The sequence below is a fragment of the Amycolatopsis roodepoortensis genome (assembly GCF_024628825.1).
In the GTDB taxonomy this organism is placed as follows: Bacteria; Actinomycetota; Actinomycetes; order Mycobacteriales; family Pseudonocardiaceae; genus Amycolatopsis; species Amycolatopsis roodepoortensis.
Genome location: NZ_CP102415.1, coordinates 6541077 through 6564855, shown reverse-complemented (window position 1 = coordinate 6564855; position 23779 = coordinate 6541077). Strand labels below are relative to the sequence as shown.

At 69.3% G+C, this 23779-nt stretch carries 23 protein-coding genes; 12 read left to right on the top strand and 11 right to left on the bottom strand.

What is annotated here, in order from left to right; all coding sequences use genetic code 11:
• Positions 1-17: 17 nt before the first annotated feature.
• Positions 18-329: a hypothetical protein gene (locus NQK81_RS31470; protein WP_126737512.1), complete on the bottom strand. Its 312-nt coding sequence runs from the start codon at positions 327-329 to the stop codon at positions 18-20.
• The gene (gene mca, locus NQK81_RS31465; RefSeq protein WP_126737513.1) at positions 329-1222 is read right to left on the bottom strand and encodes a mycothiol conjugate amidase Mca; all 894 of its coding nucleotides are present in this window, start codon (positions 1220-1222) and stop codon (positions 329-331) included. The genes NQK81_RS31470 and mca overlap by 1 nt, the downstream gene beginning before the upstream one ends.
• A gap of 146 nt (positions 1223-1368) precedes the next feature.
• Here mca and NQK81_RS31460 point away from each other — a divergent pair, with 146 nt between their 5' ends.
• From NQK81_RS31460 to NQK81_RS31450, 3 genes are all read left to right on the top strand, one after another.
• On the top strand, positions 1369-1824 hold the full coding sequence (locus NQK81_RS31460; protein ID WP_034305436.1) for a DUF4307 domain-containing protein: 456 nt from the start codon (positions 1369-1371) through the stop codon (positions 1822-1824).
• 199 nt (positions 1825-2023) lie between these two features.
• A complete protein-coding gene (gene greA / locus NQK81_RS31455; RefSeq protein WP_016337198.1) occupies positions 2024-2524 on the top strand; it encodes a transcription elongation factor GreA in 501 nt (166 codons plus the stop codon).
• 83 nt (positions 2525-2607) lie between these two features.
• Positions 2608-3411, top strand: coding sequence for an MBL fold metallo-hydrolase (locus NQK81_RS31450; protein WP_126737515.1), 804 nt, complete (start codon positions 2608-2610; stop codon positions 3409-3411).
• Positions 3412-3527: 116 nt separating this feature from the next.
• On the opposite strand, the gene NQK81_RS31445 is transcribed toward NQK81_RS31450, so the two are convergent.
• On the bottom strand, positions 3528-4001 hold the full coding sequence (locus tag NQK81_RS31445) for an Lrp/AsnC family transcriptional regulator (RefSeq protein ID WP_126737516.1): 474 nt from the start codon (positions 3999-4001) through the stop codon (positions 3528-3530).
• A gap of 122 nt (positions 4002-4123) precedes the next feature.
• On the opposite strand from NQK81_RS31445, the gene hppD reads away from it, so the two are divergent.
• The 8 genes from hppD (at position 4124) to NQK81_RS31405 (ending at position 12871) form a co-directional block, all read left to right on the top strand.
• Positions 4124-5323, top strand: coding sequence for a 4-hydroxyphenylpyruvate dioxygenase (hppD, locus tag NQK81_RS31440; RefSeq protein ID WP_126737517.1), 1200 nt, complete (start codon positions 4124-4126; stop codon positions 5321-5323).
• 200 nt (positions 5324-5523) lie between these two features.
• Positions 5524-6081: a YbaB/EbfC family nucleoid-associated protein gene (locus tag NQK81_RS31435; RefSeq protein ID WP_257484384.1), complete on the top strand. Its 558-nt coding sequence runs from the start codon at positions 5524-5526 to the stop codon at positions 6079-6081.
• A 32-nt stretch (positions 6082-6113) separates the two neighbouring features.
• Complete coding sequence (locus NQK81_RS31430; RefSeq protein ID WP_126737519.1) at positions 6114-6428, top strand: type VII secretion target; 315 nt, start codon at positions 6114-6116, stop codon at positions 6426-6428.
• Complete coding sequence (locus tag NQK81_RS31425) at positions 6428-10675, top strand: DUF8616 domain-containing protein (RefSeq protein WP_257484383.1); 4248 nt, start codon at positions 6428-6430, stop codon at positions 10673-10675. Before NQK81_RS31430 ends, NQK81_RS31425 begins: the two co-directional genes overlap by 1 nt.
• Positions 10668-11108 (top strand): hypothetical protein, encoded by a 441-nt coding sequence (locus NQK81_RS31420; protein ID WP_125674055.1) that lies wholly within the window; start codon positions 10668-10670, stop codon positions 11106-11108. Before NQK81_RS31425 ends, NQK81_RS31420 begins: the two co-directional genes overlap by 8 nt.
• The gene (locus tag NQK81_RS31415) at positions 11105-11563 is read left to right on the top strand and encodes a hypothetical protein (protein WP_257484382.1); all 459 of its coding nucleotides are present in this window, start codon (positions 11105-11107) and stop codon (positions 11561-11563) included. The genes NQK81_RS31420 and NQK81_RS31415 overlap by 4 nt, the downstream gene beginning before the upstream one ends.
• A gap of 29 nt (positions 11564-11592) precedes the next feature.
• A complete protein-coding gene (locus NQK81_RS31410) occupies positions 11593-12483 on the top strand; it encodes a ferredoxin (protein WP_257484381.1) in 891 nt (296 codons plus the stop codon).
• Positions 12484-12592: 109 nt separating this feature from the next.
• Positions 12593-12871 carry a hypothetical protein gene (locus NQK81_RS31405; protein ID WP_126736407.1) on the top strand — a complete coding sequence of 93 codons (279 nt, stop codon included), beginning with the start codon at positions 12593-12595 and terminating at the stop codon, positions 12869-12871.
• A gap of 131 nt (positions 12872-13002) precedes the next feature.
• Here the strand turns inward: NQK81_RS31405 and NQK81_RS31400 are convergent, their stop codons facing one another.
• The 5 genes from NQK81_RS31400 to NQK81_RS31380 form a co-directional block, all read right to left on the bottom strand.
• On the bottom strand, positions 13003-14160 hold the full coding sequence (locus NQK81_RS31400) for a cystathionine gamma-synthase (RefSeq protein WP_034305458.1): 1158 nt from the start codon (positions 14158-14160) through the stop codon (positions 13003-13005).
• A 51-nt stretch (positions 14161-14211) separates the two neighbouring features.
• Entirely contained in the window at positions 14212-14808 is a 597-nt protein-coding gene (locus NQK81_RS31395; RefSeq protein ID WP_257484380.1) for a hypothetical protein, read from the bottom strand.
• A gap of 43 nt (positions 14809-14851) precedes the next feature.
• Complete coding sequence (locus NQK81_RS31390) at positions 14852-15409, bottom strand: hypothetical protein (protein WP_257484379.1); 558 nt, start codon at positions 15407-15409, stop codon at positions 14852-14854.
• 153 nt (positions 15410-15562) lie between these two features.
• Positions 15563-16966 (bottom strand): hypothetical protein, encoded by a 1404-nt coding sequence (locus NQK81_RS31385; RefSeq protein ID WP_257484378.1) that lies wholly within the window; start codon positions 16964-16966, stop codon positions 15563-15565.
• A gap of 233 nt (positions 16967-17199) precedes the next feature.
• On the bottom strand, positions 17200-18570 hold the full coding sequence (locus NQK81_RS31380; protein WP_257484377.1) for a cystathionine beta-synthase: 1371 nt from the start codon (positions 18568-18570) through the stop codon (positions 17200-17202).
• Positions 18571-18750: 180 nt separating this feature from the next.
• Between NQK81_RS31380 and NQK81_RS31375 the strand changes: the two genes are divergently transcribed.
• Positions 18751-19971 (top strand): acetyl-CoA C-acetyltransferase, encoded by a 1221-nt coding sequence (locus NQK81_RS31375; protein WP_126736412.1) that lies wholly within the window; start codon positions 18751-18753, stop codon positions 19969-19971.
• Between the two features lie 98 nt (positions 19972-20069).
• On the opposite strand, the gene NQK81_RS31370 is transcribed toward NQK81_RS31375, so the two are convergent.
• From NQK81_RS31370 to NQK81_RS31360, 3 genes are all read right to left on the bottom strand, one after another.
• Positions 20070-21602 carry a DHA2 family efflux MFS transporter permease subunit gene (locus NQK81_RS31370; RefSeq protein WP_126736413.1) on the bottom strand — a complete coding sequence of 511 codons (1533 nt, stop codon included), beginning with the start codon at positions 21600-21602 and terminating at the stop codon, positions 20070-20072.
• A gap of 217 nt (positions 21603-21819) precedes the next feature.
• Positions 21820-23088 (bottom strand): YeeE/YedE family protein, encoded by a 1269-nt coding sequence (locus tag NQK81_RS31365; protein ID WP_126736414.1) that lies wholly within the window; start codon positions 23086-23088, stop codon positions 21820-21822.
• 138 nt (positions 23089-23226) lie between these two features.
• Positions 23227-23760, bottom strand: coding sequence for an LppU/SCO3897 family protein (locus NQK81_RS31360; protein ID WP_257484376.1), 534 nt, complete (start codon positions 23758-23760; stop codon positions 23227-23229).
• Positions 23761-23779: the final 19 nt, after the last annotated feature.

Here is a 23779-nt window from a genome sequence, read left to right as displayed (position 1 = left end):
CTTACCACTCACGAGCGTCAGTCGGACTTGGCGCTCGGTTTCTCCGTCTTCGCGACCGGCTCCTCGGCGTCCGCCTTCTCTTCAGCGGCCTCCGGAGCGGCGGCGGGCTCGTCGAAGCTCTCCGGCACTCGCTTCAGGTGCTTGGTCATCGACCGCACCAGCAACGCGACGGCGATCAGGAACAGGATCAGGATCAGGAAACCCACCGGCGACGACTTGCCGAAGTCCTCGCCTTGGCCGCCGTTGTCGCCGTTGCCGGGCTGCTGCGCCAGGAACTGCGACGCCTCCGTCACCGGAATGACGGCGAACGCCGGCACCACGAAACTCATCAGCCCTCCTTCAAGCCGGCGAACAGATCATCCTCCGGCAGGGTGCTGTCCACCAGTGAGCGGACCAGCTCGTACTCCTCGGTCGGCCAGACCTCGCGCTGCAGGTCGCGCGGGACGGCGAACCAGCGGCTGTTCGGGTCGATCTGGGTGGCGTGCGCCTTGAGCGCCTCGTCACGCTGCTCGAAGTAGTCGCCGCATTCGACGCGGGTGGTCACCCGCTCCATGACGTCGGCCTTCTCCGGGTCCCACGACTTGAGCCACTCTTCGTACGGCGACTCCAGGCCGCGTTCGAGCAGCGCCTCGTGGAACACGGTCATCCTGGCGCGCGAGAACCCGTGCACGTAGTACAGCTTCATCGGCTGCCACGGCTCGCCCGCGTCCGGGTAGCGCTCCGCCTCGCCCGCGGCGTCGAAGGCAGCGACCGAGATCTCGTGCGTACGGATGTGGTCGGGGTGCGGGTACCCGCCGTTCTCGTCGTAGGTGACGATCACGTGCGGGCGGAACTCGCGGATGACCTTCACCAGCGCACCGGTGGACTCCTCCAGCGGGATGACCGCGAATGAGCCCTCCGGGACCGGGGGCAGCGGGTCGCCCTCGGGCAGCCCCGAGTCGATGAACCCGAGCCAGGTGTGGCTCACGCCGAGGATCTTGGCCGCGCGGGCCATCTCCTCCCGGCGGATCTCGGTCATGTTGGCCACGACCTCGGGACGGTCCATGGCCGGGTTCAGCACACTGCCCGCTTCGCCGCCGGTGCAGGTCACGACCATGACCTCGTGCCCTTCGGCGGCGTACCTGGCCATCGTGGCCGCACCCTTGCTCGACTCGTCGTCGGGGTGCGCGTGCACCGCCATCAGGCGGAGGCGTGACTTCGGCGGTTCATTGGCTGGCACCATGCTCCGAACGTCCCCTTCTCGTTCCCTATTCCCCTGCGACCCTGCCTGACGGCGCGCCCGGCCGGGCGCGGATACTCGAGGGGAACCACTCGCATACGACCCCCATTGTCCCTGCGAGTACGACGAGACCCACCGGGAGGCCCGGGTTGAGCACGGGACAGGACGCTCCCAGCGCGGAAAGCACCCGGACGGACGTGCCCGAGGACCGCTACGGCAAGACCCGCGCCGCGAAGCCCGCCCGCTGGCGGCGCCTGGTGTTCGGCGTGGTCGCGCTGCTGGTCAGCGGCGGGATCGCCTATGTCGCGTACACGAACTTCGGCAGCGCGCCCATCGAGGGCGAACGCGTCTCGTTCGACGAGAAGCCGGGCGACGCGATGGAGATCACGATCAACGTGACCAGGGACGATGTGAACCGCCCTGGCGTCTGCGTCGTCCGGGTCCGGGACAAGGCGGGGGCCGAAAGCGGCCGTAAAGAGGTCCTGATTCAGCCTGGTTCGAAGAACAGCAGGGTGACGACCACCATCAAGAGCATCGGAAGGCCGGTCACGGCTGATATCTTCGGGTGCTCATACGACGTACCACGGTACCTGTCAAGGCCATAGCGGCCAACGGGGTGAAACGGGCGCCCAACGCCGAGGCGCGACCGAATTCCACCGGCGGCGATGCCTCGCGCCGTGTTACTCTGATCTACCGGCACGGCCCAAGACGGGCCGTGTTTTTCCTTTATCTCAGCCAGGCCGGCGCGCCATGCCGGTCCGGTGGCCGGCTTGTACACCCAAGCCTGGCAGGCCCTACTAGGAGATGGTGACCGTGAGCGACACAAAGGTGACCTGGCTGACCCAGGATGCCTACGACAGGCTCAAGCAGGAACTCGACCATTACATCGAGCTCCGCCCGGTCATCGCTGCGAAGATCAACGACAGCCGGGAAGAGGGCGACCTCAAGGAGAACGGCGGTTACCACGCCGCCCGCGAGGAGCAGGGCCAGCACGAGGCCCGGATCCGCCACCTCCAGGAGCTCCTCCGCTCGGCCAAGGTGGGCGAGCCGCCCGCCAACGACGGCAGCGCCGGACCGGGCAAGGTCCTCACCGTGCGTTACGACGGTGACGACGAGGACGAGAACTTCCTCTTGGCGACCCGCGAAGAGGGCACCGAGGGCGACCTCGACGTCTACTCGCCGGAGTCCCCCCTCGGCAAGGCGCTGCTCGGCGCCAAAGAGGGCGAGACCCGCGAGTACGAGCTGCCCAACGGCAGCATCCAGAAGGTGACGCTCGTCAAGGCCGTGCCGTACACCGGCAAGTGAGCCACTCCGCGCGCCCGGCCCCGATATGGCCGGGCGCGCATACGAGCCGTTAGCGTGACCTCCGGAGAATTCTGGAGGGAACGATGAGCGAGCTACCGATCTGCGTCGCCTGCGGCATGCAGTACGCGGAACCCAGGTCCGACTGCCCGATCTGCGAGGACGAACGTCAGTACGTCCCGCAGGCCGGGCAACGATGGACCGATCTGAACACCGTCCGCGCGAGCGGGACGTACACGGCTCGTATCGAGGAGCAGGGACCCGGCCTCATCGGGGTCGGATCCACGCCCAACTTCGCCATCGGCGAGCGGGCGCTGCTGGTCAAGGCCGAATCCGGCAACTTCCTGTGGGACTGCGCGGGCTTCATCGACGACGATCTGGTCGCGAAGGTCCGCGAACTCGGCGGGATCACCGGTATCGCGATCAGCCACCCGCACTACTACACCACCATGGTCGAGTGGGCCCACGCCTTCGACGCGCCCATCTACCTGCACGAGGGCGACCGGCAGTGGATCGGCAGGCCGGATCCGGCGATCAAGCTGTGGAGCGGCTCGACCCTCGACGTCGCCCCCGGCCTGCGGCTGATCAACCTCGGCGTGCATTTCGCCGGCGGGACCGTGCTGCACTGGCCGGGCGGGGAGAACGGCCGCGGCGCGGTGCTCTCGGGCGACATCCTGCAGGTCATCCCCGACCGCCGCTTCGTCGGCATGATGTACAGCTACCCGAACCTGATCCCGGAACGTCCCGAGGTCGTCCGCCGCGCCGCCGAGATGCTCGACCCGTACGAGTTCGAGGCGATCTACGGCGCCTGGTGGGACGCGATCATCCGGACCGACGGGCACGAGGCGGTCCAGCGGTCGGCGAAGCGATACCTGAGCCAGGTGGGCTAGCTCCGCGCCGGCCGGGGCGCTCACGACCGACTCCGTCGGTGTCGCGAAAGCCACTTTCGGGACATCTGACGTCGCGAAAGTGGCTTTCGCGACGTCAGCCGCCTGCGCCCCGTCGGCTAGCTCCGCGCCAGCCGTTCCAGCAGCGGCCGTACGCGCGGCGGAACCGGCGTCGACAACGCGATCGACGTCGACGTCCGCCGCACGTACGGCGCGCCGACCACCTCGTCCACCACGCGCTGCAGGTCGTCGTTGTTGCGCGCGACCATGCGCACGAAGAGGTCGCCCTGACCGGTCGTCGCGTAGACCTCGCACACCTCGTCGATCGCGGCCAGCGCCTCCGCCACCTCGGCCCGGCGGCCCTGCGCGATCTCCAGGACGGCGAACGCGGTGAGGCCGTATCCCATCGCCGCGAGGTCGAGTTCGGGCGGGAACCCGCCGAGGATCCCGCGTTCGGTCAGCCGGTCCAGCCTGGCCTGCACGGTGCCCCGCGCGACGCCGAGACGGCGGGCGCATTCGAGCACGCCGAGCCGGGGCGAGTCGGTGAGCAACAACAGCAGCCGCGCGTCCAGCGCGTCGAGCGCTTCCGACATCGGGCCTACCTCCTACACAGGTTGTCCACTTTGACTGCGTCACCCGACCCTCGACTGGACATAGTGCGCAGTGAAATCTTTGACCGTTGCGCATTTTGTCACGCGCTCGGATGCTTCAGGGCATGACGCACACAGTGGAACCCCAGGGTGCTCTTGACGACGTGAGCTACGACCAGCTGCGTCAGCTCGTCGGCCTCGTCGATCACGACTCTTCGACCGACCCCTTCCCGGTGAAGTCGATGGACGCGGTGGTGTTCATCGCGGGCAACGCCACGCAGACCGCGTGGTTCTACCAGGTCGCTTTCGGCATGCGGCTCGTCGCGTACTCCGGCCCCGAGACCGGGAACTTCGAGCGCAAGTCGTTCGTGCTGAAGTCGGGCTCGGCCCGCTTCGTGATCACCGGCGGCGTCAAGCCCGACTCCCCGCTGCTCGACCACCACCGCCGTCACGGCGACGGCGTGATCGACCTCGCGCTCGAGGTCGCCGACGTCGACCGGTGCATCGAGCACGCCCGTTCGCAGGGCGCCACCGTCCTCGAGGAGCCGCACGACGTCTCCGACGAGCACGGCACCGTGCGCATCGCCGCGATCGCGACCTACGGCGAGACCCGCCACACGCTGATCGACCGGTCGAAGTACACCGGCGTCTACCTGCCCGGCTACGAGCCGCGCGAGAGCAGCGTCGTCCGTCCGGAAGGCGCGCCGAAGCGGCTGTTCCAGGCCGTCGACCACTGCGTCGGCAACGTCGAACTCGGCAAGATGGACTACTGGGTCGACTGGTACCACCGCGTCATGGGCTTCGTGAACATGGCGGAGTTCGTCGGCGACGACATCGCGACCGAGTACTCGGCGCTGATGAGCAAGGTGGTCTCCAACGGCAACCACCGCGTCAAGTTCCCGCTCAACGAGCCGGCGATCGCGAAGAAGAAGTCGCAGATCGACGAGTACCTCGAGTTCTACGGCGGCGCGGGCTGCCAGCACATCGCGCTGGCCACCAACGACATCGTCGCGACGGTGAAGGCGATGCGCGCCGCGGGCGTCGAGTTCCTCGACACCCCGGACTCCTACTACGACGACCCGGAGCTGCGTGCGCGGATCGGCGAGGTCCGGGTGCCGATCGAGAAGCTCAAGGAGCACCGCATCCTGGTCGACCGCGACGAGGACGGCTACCTGCTGCAGATCTTCACCAAGCCGATCGGCGACCGCCCGACGGTGTTCTACGAGCTCATCGAGCGGCACGGTTCGCTCGGTTTCGGCAAGGGCAACTTCAAGGCCCTGTTCGAGGCCATCGAGCGTGAGCAGGAGCGCCGAGGCAACCTCTGACCCCGGCAGTTCGCAGGGCGTGAAAGGGCTCTTCATCGCACTTCGTGCGGTGAGGGGCCCTTTCGCTGCGTGACGGGGCCGACTTTGTCGGCGCGGGGTGGTACACCGGACGGGAACTAAACTTCGAGCACTCCGGAACCGAAGGCTCCTTCGGACCGTCAGTGTGAAGACGTCAGCATGCAGCTTTTGGAAGGGTCCCGATGCCGGACAACGTCGACGCCAGCGAACGCATGGTGGACAACTGGACGAAGCAGATCCAGGAGACCGCCGAGCGCTATCAGGCGATGGCCGCACGCATGCAGGGCCAGACCGTCACCGAGCGGTCGAAGGACAACACCATCGAGGTCACGATCGACTCGAAGGGCCTGCTCAAGAACCTCGTCATCTCCGAAGCCGCGAGCGGCAAACGGATGGCGGAGGTCTCGTCGCAGGTCATGCGCCTCGTCCAGCTCGCGCAGTCCCGGATCCCGGAGCTGCTGCAGGCGGCGATGGCCGAGACAGTCGGGACCACCGACGAGACGGCGAGCAGGGTGATCGCGGAGGCGCAGAGCACCTTCCCGGAGGCCCCGCCGGAGGAGAACCTCGCACCCCCGGAACCCGAGCGGCACCACCGCTTCGGCCCGGAAGAGGAAGAGCCCCCGCCGCCGTCCACACAGGCGAACCCACCCCAGAACCCACCTCAGCCGAAGCCGATCCCGCGCCGCCGCCGCACGCAGGACGACGATGACGACGACTTCGGCGGCAGCATCCTTTCGTAGACGTCCATCCGGCCTGGTAGAGGGGAGAAACCATGGCAGGCAAGGGTTATGAGCTCGGCGCCGACCTCGACGCGCACGCCAAGCAGATCGACGGCATCGCCGACGGCCTGCGCACGGCGGTCGACGCCGCGCAGCAGGTGAGCATGCCGACCGACGCGTACGGCATCATCTGCCAGCCGTTCCGGATGATGCTCGACCCGGTGGAGGAGTTCGGCATCAACGCGCTGAACAAGGCCGTCGAGGCCGCGACGACGGTGGCGAACAACGTGCGGTCCGCGTCGAACGCCTACCAGACGCAGGACGAGAACTTCGCCGCCGAGTTCAAGAACGTGCAGGTGCCTGACTGATGCCCGAGGGGAACCCGCTCGTCGCGAACGCGCCGACCGATGGCGACGGCCCCGGACCGCTGACGGCCGGGAACAGCGAGTACGGCTACGCGGCGGGCATCGGTGTCGCCGAGTCGGCCATGGACGCCTTCAACGGCATCTCGAACGGCGACTGGATCGGCGGTGGGCTCGGCGTCCTGAGCCTCGCCGGCGAGATGGCCAGCGCCGCGATCGACCCGTTCGGCTACCTGATGTCGTCGGTGGCGTCGTTCCTGATGGAACACATGCAGCCGCTGAAGGACATGCTGGACGCGGTCGCCGGTGATCCGCCGGTCATCCAGTCGTACTCCGAGACCTGGGGCAACGTCGCCAAGAAACTGGAAGACACCCAGGTCGAATTCTCGAACGCGGTCAAGAACGGCACGTCCGGCTGGACGGGCGACGCGGCCGACCAGTACCGCAAGCAGGCCGCGGAGCAGGCGGAGGCGATCAGCGGGGCGGCGACGGTCGCCGGCGGGATCAGCACCGTCGTGATGATCTTCGGCGAGATCGTCGCGTTCGTCCGCGAGTTCATCCGCCAGCTCATCGCGGACGCGGTCGGCAAGCTCATCGCGTGGGTCATGGAGACGGTGTTCTCCCTCGGCTTCGGCACGCCCGTGGTGGTCGCGCAGGCCGTCACCGCGATCGCCAAGTGGGCCGCGAAGATCGCCGACAAGCTCAAGGAACTCTGCGACGCGATGCGGCGGGTCTCGCCGCTGCTGGGCAAGCTGGTCGACGTCTTCGAGAAGATCATCAAGATCTTCGGCAAGATCGCGGGCAAGGTCACCGGCCTGGACGTGATCAACACCAAGAACATCAAAACGGGCGGGTTCATCCAGCGCGGCGGCAGCGGCGGCGGATCCGGTGGGACCGGCGGCGGCTCGGGCTCAGGCTCCGGCGACGGGCCGGACGGCGACGGTTCGGGTTCCGGTAGCGGCTCCGGCGACGGTTCCGGCAGTGGCTCCGGCGACGGTTCGGGTTCCGGCAGCGGCTCCAACGGTGACAACTCCGGGGGCAACTCGGGCGACACCAACAGCGGCCCGAACGACGGTTCCGGCGGCAACTCCGGCGACACCGGCGGTTCGGCCGATTCCGGCTCGAACGGCGGTTCCAGCGGAGACACCCCGTCCAACACCACCCGCGGTGGTGACGGTGGCGGCTCGTCCACCCGTTCCGACGGCGGCTCCCCCAACCGCGCCGGCGACGGACCGTCCACTTCGGACGGAAACTCCGCCGGCGGCGATGGTTCCCCCAGCACCGCCCGTTCCGACGGTGGTTCCCCCGGCGATTCCGCCACCCCGAACCGCACGTCCGATGGCGGCTCGCCCAGCCCGAACCGCGCGGACACCGGCGGCTCCCCCACGCCGCACACACGAGCGGACACCGGCGGCTCGCCCAGCCACACCCCGGACAGCGGGTCTCCCACGCCGCACACCCGCGCCGACACCGGCGGCTCACCCAGCCACACCCCCGACACCGGCTCCCCCACACCACACACCCGCGCCGACACCGGTGGCTCACCCAGCCACACCCCCGACACCGGCTCTCCCGCGCCGCACACACGAGCGGACACCGGCGGCTCCCCGAGCCACACCCCGGACAGCGGGTCTCCCGCACCGCACACGCGCGCCGACACCGGCGGCTCACCCAGCCACACCCCCGACAGCGGCTCCCCGGCTCCGCACACCCGCGCCGACACGGGTGGCTCCCCGAGCCACACCGGCGACGGCGGCGGTTCGCCCCGACCGCACGGCGGCGACGGCGGCGGCTCGCCCACCCCTCGGTCCGACCCGTCACCCGGCCACCACGGCGGCAACGACGGCGGCAGCCCCACCCGGCCGACCGACAGCGGAACGACGACCAGTGGCACCGCCCCCACGGCACCGCGCCTCGGCGACGCCGGCCCGTCACATATGCCTTCGCAGCGCAGCGGACCCGGTGGCGACGCTTCGCACGGTGTCCCGCCGCAGGGCCAGCCGATCGCCGGCGGTATGCCGCCGCAAGGCGCTCCGGGTGGCGCACCTGGCGGCACCCCGGGTTCGCCCGGCGGCAGGCCGCAGGGCGGCGGCTGGACGGGGACGCCCGGTTCGCCGCGCACCCCGGACACGAACGCCCCGCGCACCCCGGACCCCCACACCGGCCCCAGCCGCGGTCCCGGCCAGACCGGTCCCGGCGGACGGCCGAACCAGCCGCATCAGCCGCAGCCGGTCGCCCGGGGCAACGAGTTCGGTCCCGGCGCCCAGCCGCACACCGGCTCACCGGGCACGCACGGCCCGGGCAACCGGCCCGGCGGCACGGGCCCCGGCAACACCGGCCCGGGCGGCCGCGGCCCCGATGGTCACTCCGGGCCGCCGCGTTCGCCGGAGGGTCACGGCCCCGACGGGCGCGGACCGCGCCAAGACCCGAACGGGAACCCCGACGGCACGCCGCACGACCGCGGCGCCGACGGCGAGCCGGATCGCCCGCTGACACCGGACGAGGTCAACCAGCGGCATTCCGAGAGCACCCCCGCGGGCAGCTCGTACCACCGCGGCGACTCGGACATGGGCGACCTGCCGCACCGCGTCCAGCCGGATCCGGACGGCCGCTACACCGTCGACGTGCACGTCACGCCGGACGGGCACGCCCGGATCGGCAACCGCACCTACACCCCGGAAGAGTTCGCGGACATCCTGCGGCGCAACGGGGATTACGACGGCCGCCCGATCCGCCTGATCGGCTGCGACGCCGGCTCGAACGATTTCGCGCGCCGTCTGTCGCGGGAGCTCGACACCGAGGTGATGGCGCCGAGCAAGCCGGCGTGGACCGACTCGAACGGGCGCGTCTTCTCGTCCGACTACGAGATCGGCCCCGACGGCCGCCCCCGGCCCAAGATCCCGCCGAACGGCGAATGGGACGTCCACAGCCCCGACGGCACCGCCCGCCGGGCGAGCGACGACGGCTTCACCCCGGACACGTCGCACGCGGACAAGCAGGACGTGGACGCCGACAGCGCCCGCGATCGCGGCCGGGACTTCCCGTCACAGCACGAGATCGAAGGCGGCTGGAAGGAGCCGGACTACACCCCGCCTCGCCGGGACGTCACCCTGCAGCCGGGCGAGCGGTTCTACGATCCCAGCAATCCGAGGCCGCTGGACCCGAACACGAAGTACGAGGTCACCGACAGCTCCGGCCGGCGGTCGACCATCTACACCGACGACTCCGTGCCGCCCAAGATCACGCATGTCGACGCCGACGTCCCGAACACCAGGATCGGGTCCGATCCGACCAACTCGCTGGCGAACCCGGACACGGACCACCTGCTCCCCGACGTCGACTACCGGGTGCACACCGGCGAGGGCCGATTCGAGTTCAGTACCGACGGCAACGGCAAACCGATGCTGGACCTGGATGACTTCGATCCCCCCGCCAACGCCAGGCCGGAAACCGTGCTGGGCTGGGATCCGAGTGCGAACGGCGACGGCCCGTTCAGCAACAAGCCCCGGTCGGAACTCGATCCCAACACCGCGTACAAGGTGTTCTCGACGGACGCCAACGGCAACAAGGTGCTGCACGGGACCTTCTACACCAACAACGAAGTGCCGCCGCGCTTCACCCATATCGAGACCCGGCCGGACGATCCCAAGAATCGCTGGATCAACCCCGAGACCGGCGACAAGCAGACGATGCACGACGCGCAGGCAGGCAGGCCCGACGGCCTTCCGCTCAAGGGCGTCAAGTACAAGATCGGCGATTTCAACTACCACGCCGACCAGTACGGCAACAGCCCCGTCTCGTTCGAGCCCGACTACTCCACCAAGGCGGGACCACGCGGGAACACGAGCGTCATGACCCGGATCGGCGCGATCGGCGTCGCGGACACGGGCCTGCCCGCACGAGGCGGCCACACCGGGGACCACGCCTCCGGCGCGGGTGGCGGCCGTCTGGCCGGCGCTCCCCAGGCGCATACGCAGAACAACCACACCAGCGGGAGCGACGAGCACAACTGGGCGTACTCGGAAACCGACCGCCGGACGGCCGAAGCCCGCGGTGGTGACCACGGCAGGGTGCGGACCTGGCTCGAAGAACCGTCCGTCGGGGAGACCCCGGACCGGTGGCACACCATGTCCGAGAGAATCGCACCGGACGGAACCCGCACCTACAACTTCAGGAGCTTCGTGAATGTCCCCAACCCCGCCCCCGTCGCCCCCCACACCCCCCTCCGGCCAGAGCCCCCGGCAAATGTCTGACCAGGAGCGGGCCGATCAGCTGGTCCAGCAGATCGGCGCGGCCGTGCTGCGGGAGGCGCCGGCGGGGTGGCGGCGGATCGACCTCAAAGCCACCATGGCCACGATGGTCGAGGAGCTGGCGATCACCGTGATCATGGAGGACGGCAGCAGCGCACAGATGCAGCCGCCCGACATCCGGGCGGCCCTCCAGGAATCGCGTCAGGCCCTATACGAACCGGGGAAGGGCACCTGGCTGGCCATGCGGCTCATCCTCGACCCTCCCGGCTCCTTCGCCGTCCATTACAACTTCACCTTCGATCCGCTGTGGGATCCTCCAGTCCCGGCGGTGGTCTACCAACGCGACCTCGAGGCGTTCCCGCGCGACGAGGAGAACATTCCGGCCTGGTACCGGGCACGGCTCGAAGAGCAGCAGGAAGGAGCTGAGCAGGCGTGACGATTCCGGCCAAGTTCGGTGACGCCGACCAGGAACGGATCCTGACCGAGATCGCCGATCAGCTGAAGTTCCTGCTCCCTCCGGGCTGGGACTACGTCCAGATCAAGTACAACGCCATCGGCGAACACCGGGAGACGGCCGCCATCGTGCAATCGGTGGCGGAAACCCTCACCCCGTGGACCCCGCCGGAGGTGATCTCGGACCTGTTCGCCGAGCTGCGGGAAGGAGCCGCGAACCCCGTCGGGGGCACCTGGTTTGGCGCCGTGTTCGAAATGCGGCATCCGGGTTCGTTCAGGGTCAACTTCAACGGCACGGCGGAGCCGGAGTTCCGGAACCCGCCGCCCGCCGAGGCCTTCTCGGACGAACTTCGACGCTTCCCGCGCGCGGCCGAGAACATCCCGGACTGGCTGCGGCTGCGGGCCGGCGAATCCGGCGAATCCGGCGACGGCTCCTGACCAGCGACCGGAAGCCTGAAAGAGGGAAGATGACCCAGCCACCGGTGCCGTTGAACCAGCAGCAGCAACAGCAGCTCGTCTGGCAGATCGGCCATGCCCTCGCCACGCCGTTGCCGCCCGGCTGGCAGCAGATGCGCGTCGAGTACCGGGCGGCGGGCAGGCATGTCGAGGTCGACCTGCTCGTCACCGGTCAGGACGGTCTGCCGCGGCCGGCGCAGCCGAGCCCGGAAGCCGTGCAATTGCTCGGGAATCTGCGGGCGGGCATGTACCAGCCCGGCCGCGGGACCTGGCTGAGCGCGATCCTGGTCTACGGTTCGGCGACCGTGCTCAGCACGGACTTCCTCGCGGACGTGGAGCCGCCGTGGCGGCAGGCGCCCCCGCCGATCGGCTTCCAGGACGAACTGCGGTTCTTCCCTCGCGCCGAACAGAACATCCCGCCGTGGCTGCGCCAGCGGGCCGGGCTCGACGCCGCACCGGTGGCCGGGCTCGACGCCGCACCGGTGGCCGAGCCCGCGGTGGCGACTCCGCTCGCCGAGACCCCGGAGTCCCTGAAGTCGCCGCGGGTCTACGACGGTCTCGACGAGTCCGGGCGTCCGATGGTGAACCGTGAGCCGCTTTCCCCGGCCGAGCGGGAACGCGTGCTGGCGTATCTCGACGCCGCGCCGGTCGTGCTTGCGTCGCGGAGCTACGACGCCGACGCCTTCGATCCCGACAGGGAACCGCTGGTGCCGTTGAACTTCCGCACGGACGGCCGGTGGTACTGGCCGGGTGCGGTCGCCTATTACCTGCGCGAGCACGACGTGGCGCCCGACCCCGAACTGCTCGGCCACATCAGGGCGCTGCGGTTCACCCTGCCCGACGTCGGAGAGCCCGAACGCGAACTCGCGGTCGCCGCGATCACCGGTCAACCGTCCACTTAGGACCGGGAGATTTCGCGGCCGGATGATGCCACCTGACGGATACGTCACGTGACAAGTTCACGGTCCGGGTACTCTTGACGGCAGCGACGAAGGCGAGCAGGGAGCGCACATGGCACGGGGGAACATCGGCAGGGTCCGGGCGACCCGTTCCGCCGGGATGCTCCCGGTCGTGCTGGCACTCACCTCGGCCGCGCTGCTGACCGGCGCCGCCGTCTACACGGTCGACCGCGCCGGTTGCGTGGATCCGGGTCAGTACATCCGGCACGACAACCACATCGAACTCGTCGGCGGCTGCGTCGACGGCTCCGAGCTGCCAGCCGTGCCGAAGGGGACTTCGCACGAAGCGGACGCGAAGAGCGGCGTCACACCCAGCAACTACCGCCCCTAACCGGGCGCTTCCTCCCACCACACCGCGCTGACCAGCGCGAAAAGAGCAAGGGACCTTTGCTCCCACTTACTTAGCTCGGCTAAGCGAGTGGGAGCAAGGGTCCCTTGCTCACTCCCTGGGCTCGGCGGCGGTCAGCCCAGGGCCTTGGCCAGATCGTCGACCAGGTCGCTGCCGTCCTCGATGCCGACGGACAGGCGCAGCAGGTTGTCCGGCACCTCCAGGGTGGACCCGGCGGTGCTCGCGTGGGTCATCTTGCCGGGGTGCTCGATGAGCGATTCGATCCCGCCCAGCGACTCGGCGAGGATGAAGAGCTTCGTCTTCGACGCGACGTCGAGCGCGGCCTGCTCTCCGTCGATATGCGTGAACGAGATCATCCCGCCGAAGCGCCGCATCTGCTTCGAGGCGACCTCGTGGCCGGGGTGCTCCGGCAGGCCCGGGTAGTAGACGCGCTCGACCTTCGGGTGCTTCAGCAGCATCCGGGCGATCAGTTCGGCGTTGTCGCTGTGCCGCTCCATCCGCAGCGCGAGCGTCTTGATCCCGCGCAGGGTCAGCCACGCGTCGAACGGGCCGGGCACCGCGCCCGCCGCGTTACGCAGGTAGAACAGCTGCTCGCGCAGCTCGTCCTCGTTCGTCAGGATCGCGCCGCCGACGACGTCGGAGTGCCCGCCGAGGTACTTGGTCGTCGAGTGCAGGACGACGTCGGCACCCAGCGAAAGCGGGTTCTGCAGGTACGGGGTGGCGAAGGTGTTGTCGACGACCAGGCGGGCGCCGGCGCCGTGCGCGACCTCGGCCAGCGCGGCGATGTCGGCGATCCCCAGCATGGGGTTCGTCGGCGACTCGCACCAGATCAGCTTCGTCTCCGGCCGGATCGCCGCGCGGACCTCGTCGATGTTCCCCAGGTCGGCGACCGTGTGCTCGACGCCCCACAGGCTCAGCACCTTGTCGATCAGGCGGAACGTGCCGCCGTACGCGTCGTTGCCGAGCACGAGGTGGTCTCCGGGCCGCAGGGTCGCCCGCAGCAGGACGTCACTGGCCGCCATCCCCGACGCGTACGCCAGACCGTGCCGAGCGCCTTCGAGCGCCGCCAGCGCGACCTCCAGCGCGGTGCGCGTGGGGTTCGCGGTGCGGGAGTACTCGTAGTCGCCTTCGCGCGTGCCGCCGACGCCGTCCTGCGCGTAAGTCGAGGTCTGGTAGATCGGCACGATGACCGCGCCGGTCCGGGGATCAGGGGTCTGCCCGGCGTGGATCGCGCGCGTCTCGAAGCCCAGCAGAGAGTAATCGTCGGCCATACCGTCAAGGGTACGACCACCCCTGCGCGATCCCATCGTCTGGGATCGAACTCACCACTGCCCGGGCGGCTGTCCCTGCTGCTGGGCACCGGGGGCCGGCGGGTATCCGGGCTGTGGCGGCGGATATCCGAAGTTCGGCGGCTGCGCGGAGCCGGCCTGCGGCTTGGCCGCCAGCCAGCGCGCCGTCGGCGGGACCAGCGCCAGCACGAGGGTCGCGATCGCCGGGATGAGGACCACGAAGAGGAGCCAGCCGAAGCCGAAGAACAGGGTCACCCCGCCGTACGAGAAGTGGAAATGCGCGTCGAACGCCCGGAGCAGGAAGGTCAGCGCCACGAACCCGATCGCGGACGCGGCTCCGATCACGGTGAGCACCCGTCCGGCCCGCTTGCGCAGAAGCAACATGATCCCGCCGCCCAAGAGCAAGGCGGCGCTGACGAGGTCCAGCACCGCCCCGATCAGCAGGAACGAAATGAAGTAGTGGGACAGCTCGATGATGTGGGACACCAGCCCGGCGAGGAACCAGAGCCCGCCGAGGATCGCGAGGATCCCGGCGATGATCGCGGTCGCGCCGCTCGGCTGCCGCATCGGCCCCGGCGGATAGGCACCCGGTGCCGGGTATCCCTGCGGCGGGTATTGCTGGTAGGTCATGTCTCCCCCTGTCGAATTCCTTGCCCGAGAAGTACTCCGGATCTCACCATCCGCCCTGCTGAGGGGACTGGTTCTGCGGCCGGTACGGCTGCACCGGCACGGGCCGCCAGCGCAGATACCGGAAAGTCGGCGGGAGGACCGCCGCCAGCAGCGCGAGCAGTCCGAACACGACCATGGCCAGGCGGAGGACGCCGTCGAAGGTCGCGAACCGGAGCAGGATGTCGAGGTGGATCCGGTACGGCACGCGGAAGGCGATCGGTTCCAGCACGACGGCCACGATGGCGAGCAGCGAACCGAGGATCAGCAGGATGGCGCCGACCAACGAGCGGAAGAACGTCGTCAACGCGCCCATCAGCAGGAACAACGCGGCGAGCAGGTACAGCACCAGCTCGACGAGCGCGAAGCCCGGCAGATTCGAAAGGCTGAACCCCGACGGGAGCTCGATGAAGTAGCGGATCGGGATGAAGCCCGACGCGAGGGCACCGACGAGGCCGAGCACCGCGGCGATGATCGCCGTCGCCCCGGAGGGCCGGGCCTGCGGCGCGGGATACCCGTAAGCCGGTCCGGGCTGCTGTGCGGGATATCCGTACGGACCGGTCACGTCGCTCCCGTCGGCCAGGTGTGGGTTGACGGCGCTCACCCTAGCCGCCGGAACCTGGCCGTGGCAGGCGAATCGGGGATACCCCGGCGAAAACGAAACACCCCCGGCCGGGGGCCGGGGGTGCTCCGAGTGAAACCGTTCAGTGGCGGTGAATCACCACTGCTGCGGGGGCTGACCGGGCTGCTGGCCCGGCTGGCCGAAACCGCCGCTGGGCGGACCCTGCTGACCCGGCTGCTGCCCGAAACCACCGGGCTGCTGCGGAGCCTGGCCGAAGCCACCCTGCTGCTGGCCCGGCTGGGCGAAGCCGCCGCTGGGCGGACCCTGCTGGCCGGGCTGCTGCCCGAAACCACCGGGCTGCTGTCCCTGCTGCGGGAAACCACCCGAAGACGGCTGACCGGGCTGACCGAAGCCACCCTGCGGCTGGCCGCCGTACTGACCGGGCTGGCCCGGCTGGCCGAAGCCACCCTGCGGCGGGCCGCCGAAACCACCGGGCTGGCCGCTCTGCGGGGCGCCCAGCACCGAACCGCCGCCACCGAGGCCCACGAACTGCGCGGTCGCCGGGATCAGGCCCAGCACACCCACGATCAGGATCACGATGCCGAGGAGCAGGTGCAGCAGGCCACCGCCGATGCCGGCGCCTTCCCTGGCGGACGGCGGCAGCTTGTCCAGGAAGTCCGACGACGGGGTCGAACCGCTGAGCAGGAGGACGCCGAACAGCACCAGCAGCGCACCGCCGGCGGCGACGACGATCGGCGCGATCTTCTTCACCGTGCCGGGGAGCTTGCCCGCGAGGGCCAGCCCCACGCCACCGGCGAGGGAGACGAGCGACCCGACCAGAAGCATGATCACGTAGAACCAGGTCGCCCCCGGACCGACCACACCGGCCTCGTCCAGGAACTTTTCGATCTGCTCCTGGTTCGGAGCGCCGTCGAAGACCTTCGAATAGTCGCTGGCGTCACCGAAGTAGACGAACGACACGATCAAGGCGATCAGGCCGAGCAACGCCACGACGCCACCGGCGATGAACCCGAACATCGGGTTCCCGCCGCCACCGCCCGAGGCGGCGGGGCTGTAGCCCTGCGGCGGTCCGCCGAAACCGGGCTGCTGGCCGAAGCCGCCCTGGGGCGGCCCGCCGAAGCCCTGCTGCGGCTGGCCGAAACCAGGCTGCTGCTGACCCTGCGACGGGTCGAAGCCGCCCTGCTGGGGCTGGCCGAAGCCCTGCTGCTGACCGAAGCCGCCACCCTGGGCGCCGTAGGCACCGGCGGCCGGGTTGTCGGCCGCGCTCGGCGGCGGGGCGTACGGGATGGCGGGCGGCTGCGAACCCGGCGGCACGAGCTGGGTGGACTCGGCGGTGGGGCTTTCCCCGCCGCCGCTCACCGGCTGCACGACCTGGGTCGCGTTCGCGTCACCGGAACCCTGCTGGACCGGCTGCACGACCTGCGTGGGCTCCGGCGTGTCGCCGAACCCGCCTCCCTGGGGCTGCTGCTCATAGGAGGGCTGCTGCCCGTACTGCGGTTGCCCGTAGTCGGGCTGAGCGGGCTGGCCGGGCTGCACCACCTGGGTCGGTTCCGGGGAACCGAACGGGTTGTCTTGCTGCGGCTGGGGGCCACTCGGGGGTCCCTGCGGTGGCTGGGCGCCACCCCAAGGCTGATTCGGTGGCTGCGGAGCACTCATTTGGGTCTTGAACCCCCTTGACGAGGACATAAAAGTTCAACTCACCCGACACGCTATCGGATAGCCGGTCGGGCCGCTCGTAACGCCCCGGCCCGACCATCCGATGAAATGCCTCTTTACCGTCCCGCGAGAAACGCGAGCAGGTCGTGCCGGGTGACGACACCCGCCGGCTTGCCGTCGACCAGGACCAGCGCGCCGTCCGCGCCCGAGAGCGCGTTCATCGCCACACTCACCTGTTCACCGGCGCCGATGGTCGGCAGCGGCGGCGACATGTGCTGCTCGAGCCGGTCGGCCAGCTGGGCCTTTCCGGTGAAGAGCGCCTCGAGGAGGTCGCGTTCGTTGACCGCGCCGACGACTTCGGCCGCCATGACCGGCGGTTCCGCGCTGACCACGGGCATCTGGCTGACGCCGAACTCGGACAGGATCGCCACCGCTTCGGCGACGGTCTCGTTCGGGTGACTGTGCACCAGGCTGGGCAGCGAGCCGCTCTTCTTCGTCAGGACGTCGCCGACGGTCCTGCCGCTGGAATCCGGCGGCAGGAAGCCGTAGGAGGACATCCAGCTGTCGTTGAACACCTTGGTGAGGTAGCCGCGGCCGCCGTCGGGCAGGAGCACGACGACGACGTCGTCCGGGCCGAGGCCCTCGGCGAGCTTGAGCGCCGCGGCGACGGCCATACCGCACGAACCGCCGACGAGCAGCCCCTCTTCGAGCGCGAGGCGACGGGTGATGTCGAACGAGTCCGCGTCCGACACCGCGATGATCCGGTCGGCGATGTTCCGGTCGTAGGTGTCCGGCCAGAAGTCCTCGCCGACGCCTTCGACGAGGTACGGCCGCCCGGTCCCGCCGGAGTACACCGAGCCTTCGGGGTCCGCGCCGATGACCTGGACGCGGCCGTCGCTGACCTCCTTGAGGTACTTGCCGGTGCCCGAGATCGTCCCGCCCGTGCCGACGCCCGCGACGAAGTGCGTGATCTTGCCTTCGGTCTGGCGCCAGAGTTCCGGGCCGGTCGAGTGGTAGTGGCTGGCGGGGTTCTCCGGGTTGGCGTACTGGTTCGGCTTCCAGGCGCCCTCGATCTCGCGCACGAGGCGGTCGGAGACGTTGTAGTAGGAGTCCGGGTGCTCCGGCGCCACCGCGGTCGGGCAGACCACGACGCGGGCGCCGTAGGCCTTGAGCACGTTGCGCTTGTCCTCACTGACCTTGTCCGGGCAGACGAACACGCACTTGTACCCCTTGCGCTGCGCCACCATGGCCAGCCCGACGCCGGTGTTGCCGGAGGTCGGCTCGACGATGGTGCCGCCGGGCTTCAGCTCGCCGGAACGCTCCGCGGCTTCGATCATCCGCAGCGCGATGCGGTCCTTGACGCTGCCGCCGGGGTTGACGTACTCGACCTTGGCCAGGATGAGCGGCTGGAGCCCCTCGGCCAGTGCGTTCAGCTTGACCAGAGGGGTGTTGCCCACGAGGTCCACGATGTGCTCGACGTATTCCACTCCCACAGCCTAAACGCCGCAGGTCGCGATGTGCCCACTCAACTCCGCACGACGATGTGTCCCCGGAAAAGAGTGGCGTGGATCGCGTTCGCCTTTGACCCGCACCTCACTCCGGTGGAGGATGCGAGGTGAGCAACCGCTTAGCGCGTGTCTGGATCGAGAACAAGGGAGTGTCGTTCCATGCCCGAAGCCGTCATCGTCTCCACCGCCCGATCCCCGATCGGCCGCGCCGGCAAGGGATCGCTGGTGAGCATCCGCCCGGACGACCTCGCCGCGCAGATGGTCCGCGCCGCGCTCGACAAGGTCCCCGAACTCGACCCGACGCAGATCGAAGACCTCATGCTGGGCTGTGGTCTCCCCGGCGGCGAGCAGGGCTTCAACATGGGCCGCGCGGTCGCCGTCGAACTCGGCTACGACCACCTGCCCGGCTGCACGATCACGCGGTACTGCTCGTCCAGCCTCCAGACCACCCGCATGGCGCTGCACGCGATCAAGGCGGGCGAAGGCGACGTGTTCATCTCCGCCGGTGTCGAGACGGTTTCCCGCTTCGCCAACGGAAGCTCGGACTCGTGGCCGAACACGCACAACCCGCTGTTCGCCGACGCCGAGGCCCGGACCGCGCAGGTGGCGGCCGAAGGCGCCGACAGCTGGACCGACCCGCGCGAGAACGGCGCCCTGCCGGACGTCTACATCGCGATGGGCCAGACCGCCGAGAACCTGGCGCGGCTGAAGAACGTTTCGCGTGAGGAGATGGACGAGTTTGGCGTCCGCTCGCAGAACCTCGCCGAGAAGGCCATCGCGGACGGCTTCTGGGCGAAGGACATCACGCCGGTGACCCTGCCGGACGGCACCGTGGTCTCGAAGGACGACGGCCCGCGTGCCGGCGTCACCCTCGAAGGCGTCTCCGGCCTCAAGCCGGTCTTCCGCCCCGACGGCCGGATCACCGCGGGCAACTGCTGCCCGCTCAACGACGGCGCGGCCGCGGTGATCGTCATGTCCGACACCAAGGCTCGCGAGCTGGGGCTGACGCCGCTCGCCCGCGTCGTCTCCACCGGTGTTTCCGGGCTGTCGCCGGAGATCATGGGCTACGGCCCGGTCGAAGCGTCGAAGCAGGCGCTCGCCCGCGCCGGGATGTCGATCGGCGACATCGACCTCGTCGAGATCAACGAGGCGTTCGCCGCGCAGGTCATCCCGTCGTACAAGGACCTCGGGATCGACCTCGACAAGCTGAACGTCAACGGCGGCGCGATCGCCGTCGGCCACCCGTTCGGCATGACCGGCGCGCGGATCACCTCGACGCTGATCAACTCGCTTCAGCACCACGACAAGCAGTTCGGCCTCGAGACGATGTGCGTCGGCGGGGGCCAGGGCATGGCGATGGTGCTGGAGCGCCTCTCCTGACCCGCTGACCTGCGGAAAGAGAGCAAGGGACCTTTGCTACCGCTTACTTAGCCTGGCTAAGCGAGTGATAGCAAAGGTCCCTTGCTCCCTTCCGGCGCCTAGTGGGTCATGATCGGCGGGGCCGGGGCGACCTCACCGTCCGCGCCCTCGGGCAGCGCGGGCTTGGTCTTCGGCAGGAACGCCGCCGGGATCAGGCACAGCGCGAGCAGGATCATCGACCACAGGAACGTCGTCGAGAACGCGTCCGCCGTCAGCCCCGAAGCCGCTTCGCGCGTCGCCGGGTTCATCACCGCGGCCGTCGCGGCCAGCTGCCCCTGCGCCGTCGGCACGCCGAACTTCCCGGCGAGCAGCGCCGCCAGGATGATCGACAGCACCGCCGAACCGATCGCCCCGGCGGTCTGCTGCAGGATGTTCGTCGCAGTCGACGCCTTCGCCATGTCCTCCGACTTGAGCGTCTGCAAGGCGGCCGAGGTGATCGGCATCATCGTCGCGCCCATGCCGAGCCCCATCACGAACAGCGCCGAAAGCAGCAGCCAGTACGGCGTCGCCGCGGTGATCTGGGTGAAGGCGATCAGGCCGGCGAGCATCAGTACGAGACCCGGCAGGACGATCTTCCGCGCGCCGATCTTGTCCGCGAACCGGCCCGCGATCGGCATGGTCAGCATCGCGCCGACCCCCTGCGGGGCGAGCAGCAGACCGGCGTTCATCGCCGATTCGCCGCGCGCCAGCACGAAATACGTCGGCAGGAGCAGCATCGCGCCGAAGAACGCGACGCAGAAGAAGGTCATCGTCACCATGGCGACGGAGAACGACCGGTTCTTGAACAGTTTCAGGTCGAGCAGCGGGTTCGTGACCCGGTTCGCCCGGAACACGAACGCCACCAGCAACGCGATCCCGGCCAGTGCGGGCAGCCAGACGTCCACCGCGCCGACACCGCCCGCCGCCGGGATGTTCGAAACGCCGAAGATCAGCGCCGCCAGCCCGGGCGAGACCATCAGCATGCCGAGGAAGTCGAACCGCTCGCTGGGCTCCGGCCGGTCCTTCGGCAGCAGGCGCCACGCCATGGCCATGGTGATCAGGCCGATCGGCACGTTGATGTAGAAGATCCAGCGCCAGCTCACCGCGTCGACCAGCCAGCCGCCGAGGATCGGGCCGCCGATCGGCCCGAGCAGCATCGGCACCCCGAGCACGCCCATCACGCGCCCGATCCGGTGCGGCCCGGCGGCCCTGGTCAGGATCGTCATGCCGGCGGGCATCAGCATGCCGCCGCCGAAGCCCTGCAGGACCCGGAAGACGATCAGCGATTCGACGTCCCAGGCCATGCCGGCGAGCATCGACCCGATCAGGAACAGCCCGATCGCGGTCATGTAGAGCCGTTTGGTGCCGAACCGGTCCGAAGCCCAGCCGGTGATCGGGATGACCGTCGCCAGCGCGAGCATGTAGCCGGTCGCGATCCACTGGATGGTGTCGAACGAGGTCTGGAACTCGATGGTCAGTTTCTGGAGCGCGACGTTGACGACCGTCGTGTCGAGGATCGCCATGATCGCGCCGAGGATGACGACGCCTGCGATCTTGAGCACGCCCGCGTCGAGTTTGTCGCCGCCCGGTGCGGCCGGGCTTTGCGTTGACATGAAAAATCCGTCCCTGATGCTCAGTGTCCCCCGGGACGCGACAACCCCCGTGGTCGCGACTACGGAATCGACGCCCGGCCTCACGCCGGGCCTCCCCAAACGAGCTTGTGCATTAATGTGCAAGCTCAGTACGTAGCCGAGGGTAGCCGAACACAGGTTTTACCTGCCAACTTTTTCCCCGTAGACGGACCTAATGGGCAGACCTGTGTACGGAGTGTCAGCAGACGCTGTCCGTCGGCGCCGGGTTCCCGAGCCCGAACAGCGGTCGCAGCTTGAGCCCGATCCAGGTGCCGCCGAGCGCGAACACGCCCCACAGCCAGCCGTGCAGGCTGCCGACCGAGATGCCGCCTAGGTAGGCGCCGATGTTGCAGCCGCCCGCCATCCGCGCGCCGACACCCATCAGGATCCCGCCGAGCACCGCGGCGACGGCGGTCCGCCACGGGATCGAGCTGTGGATCTTCCACGCGCCCGCCGCCGCGGCCGCGACCCCCGCGCCGATCATGATGCCGATGTCGGTGAGGCTGTTCTTGTCCTTCCAGATCGGCCCCGCCAGCGACGCCGCGTTCGCCTTGATCCGCCAGAACTCCCAGGTTTCGGGGTGCAGGCCGAAGACCTGCAGGATCTTGGCGCCCCAGAGGCTGAACGCGCTCGTCACGCCCCAGATCCCGCCGGAGACCAGGAAGACCGCGCCCGCCAGCACCCCGAGCACGACGGCGCCGACGAGGATCGGCCACGAGCCACGGTAGATCCGGGCGAAACCGCGCGCGGTCGGCACGACGTCGACCGGCGGCGGGTTGCGGCGCTTCTGCACGAACCGGGTCCCCAGCACGATCGCGGCGAGGACGGCGATGGTGATCGCCCACGAACCGAACCAGCCGACATGGTCGGCGAGCAGGATTCCCTTGAACTCGGGCCAGCCCGACAGCAGCGGATACGCCCACGTGTAGAGGACCGAACCGGTGATGAAGCCGCCGAGGGTCAGCACGATCGTCGACTGCCCGGAGCCGACCGCGAACAGCGTCCCCGAAGCGCAAGCGCCCCCCAGCTGCATGCCGATCGCGAAGATCGTCGCGCCGACGAACAGCGCGAGCCCCAGCCCGCCCGCGGTCGGATTCGGCGTGCTGCCGAAGAGCCCGGATCCGGTGCCCACGATCAGCGCGATCAATGTCGCGGCCGTTCCGAGCAGCAGCGTGTGCGCCCGAAGCCCTTGGCCGTTCCCGACCGCGATCAGCTGGCGCCAGGCCGAAGTGAACCCGAAGCGGGAGTGGAAGAGCGCGACGCCGAGCAGCAGGCCGAGGATGAGCAGGACACCGAACTTCGCCCCGTGCGCGGCCCAGACGTACCAGGTCAGTCCGACCGCGAGGGCGCCCGCGACCGCCAGCGGCACCACCTTGACCGGCTCTTCCGGTTGCGGGACCGGGGCGGCGCAGGAGGTCGGGAAGTCGAGGAGTTTCTTCTCACCGGCTTGGGTTTCGGTCGTCGCCACCAGGACTCCAGGTCGATCGGCGGGGTGGGGGACGAGCAACGTTATGACCGGCGACCGCCCGGACGCAGCCCGTCCCACACTGTGCGACGAACGGCGGCGCGCGCACGGCCGGATGGCGGCGGTAGCAAAGGTCCCTTGCTACCTGGTGCTCTTCACACAGACCGTCGACGGCGGTGTCGAGTAGCTCTTGAGGTGGGTCGCGTCCGTGTCGTCGCAGGTCGCGACGCTGTCGACCACCTTCAGGACCTCCGCGTCCCGCGCGGGATCCGAGCAGGGGACCTTCTGATACGCCACGCTGTCGGCCAGGAAGTTCTCGAGACAGTCGCCTTGCTCGGCGTTGATCATCATGCAGAGCTTGTACGAGGCGAAGGTCTTGTCGACGATGAGCTGGTCGTACTCACCCGTGGGGCAGGCGCCGCCCGCGTCGGTCTTCGCGCCGGCCTTCGCGTTGGCCTCGGCCGAGCCGCAGTCCGCCTTGACCGGATCGTCGCCGACGTCACCGAAAGTGGTGACCGCGTAGCAGTCCCCCACCCGGACGTCGTCGGTGTTCGAGAGGTAGCCGACGATCCACGACGACGCGCTCAGCACCACGATCGCGACCGGTACCAGGAGGCCGACCCAGAACCACTTGGAACGCTTCGGCCTGGCGGGTTCGCCACTGTGCTCGGTCATGGGGTCAGCGTATTCGCGG

What these genes read in the sequence shown, in the direction of transcription:
- mca (WP_126737513.1), bottom strand. Translation starts at nt 1,222, where the DNA reads ATGGTGCCAGCCAATGAACCGCCGAAGTCACGCCTCCGCCTGATGGCG.
- NQK81_RS31430 (WP_126737519.1), top strand. Translation starts at nt 6,114, where the DNA reads ATGGCAGGCAAGGGTTATGAGCTCGGCGCCGACCTCGACGCGCACGCC.
- NQK81_RS31445 (WP_126737516.1), bottom strand. Translation starts at nt 4,001, where the DNA reads ATGTCGGAAGCGCTCGACGCGCTGGACGCGCGGCTGCTGTTGTTGCTC.
- NQK81_RS31470 (WP_126737512.1), bottom strand. Translation starts at nt 329, where the DNA reads ATGAGTTTCGTGGTGCCGGCGTTCGCCGTCATTCCGGTGACGGAGGCG.
- NQK81_RS31400 (WP_034305458.1), bottom strand. Translation starts at nt 14,160, where the DNA reads ATGGCCGACGATTACTCTCTGCTGGGCTTCGAGACGCGCGCGATCCAC.
- greA (WP_016337198.1), top strand. Translation starts at nt 2,024, where the DNA reads ATGGTGACCGTGAGCGACACAAAGGTGACCTGGCTGACCCAGGATGCC.
- NQK81_RS31420 (WP_125674055.1), top strand. Translation starts at nt 10,668, where the DNA reads ATGTCTGACCAGGAGCGGGCCGATCAGCTGGTCCAGCAGATCGGCGCG.
- NQK81_RS31360 (WP_257484376.1), bottom strand. Translation starts at nt 23,760, where the DNA reads ATGACCGAGCACAGTGGCGAACCCGCCAGGCCGAAGCGTTCCAAGTGG.
- NQK81_RS31375 (WP_126736412.1), top strand. Translation starts at nt 18,751, where the DNA reads ATGCCCGAAGCCGTCATCGTCTCCACCGCCCGATCCCCGATCGGCCGC.
- NQK81_RS31435 (WP_257484384.1), top strand. Translation starts at nt 5,524, where the DNA reads ATGCCGGACAACGTCGACGCCAGCGAACGCATGGTGGACAACTGGACG.
- NQK81_RS31395 (WP_257484380.1), bottom strand. Translation starts at nt 14,808, where the DNA reads ATGACCTACCAGCAATACCCGCCGCAGGGATACCCGGCACCGGGTGCC.
- NQK81_RS31450 (WP_126737515.1), top strand. Translation starts at nt 2,608, where the DNA reads ATGAGCGAGCTACCGATCTGCGTCGCCTGCGGCATGCAGTACGCGGAA.
- NQK81_RS31370 (WP_126736413.1), bottom strand. Translation starts at nt 21,602, where the DNA reads ATGTCAACGCAAAGCCCGGCCGCACCGGGCGGCGACAAACTCGACGCG.
- NQK81_RS31425 (WP_257484383.1), top strand. Translation starts at nt 6,428, where the DNA reads ATGCCCGAGGGGAACCCGCTCGTCGCGAACGCGCCGACCGATGGCGAC.
- NQK81_RS31405 (WP_126736407.1), top strand. Translation starts at nt 12,593, where the DNA reads ATGGCACGGGGGAACATCGGCAGGGTCCGGGCGACCCGTTCCGCCGGG.
- hppD (WP_126737517.1), top strand. Translation starts at nt 4,124, where the DNA reads ATGACGCACACAGTGGAACCCCAGGGTGCTCTTGACGACGTGAGCTAC.
- NQK81_RS31410 (WP_257484381.1), top strand. Translation starts at nt 11,593, where the DNA reads ATGACCCAGCCACCGGTGCCGTTGAACCAGCAGCAGCAACAGCAGCTC.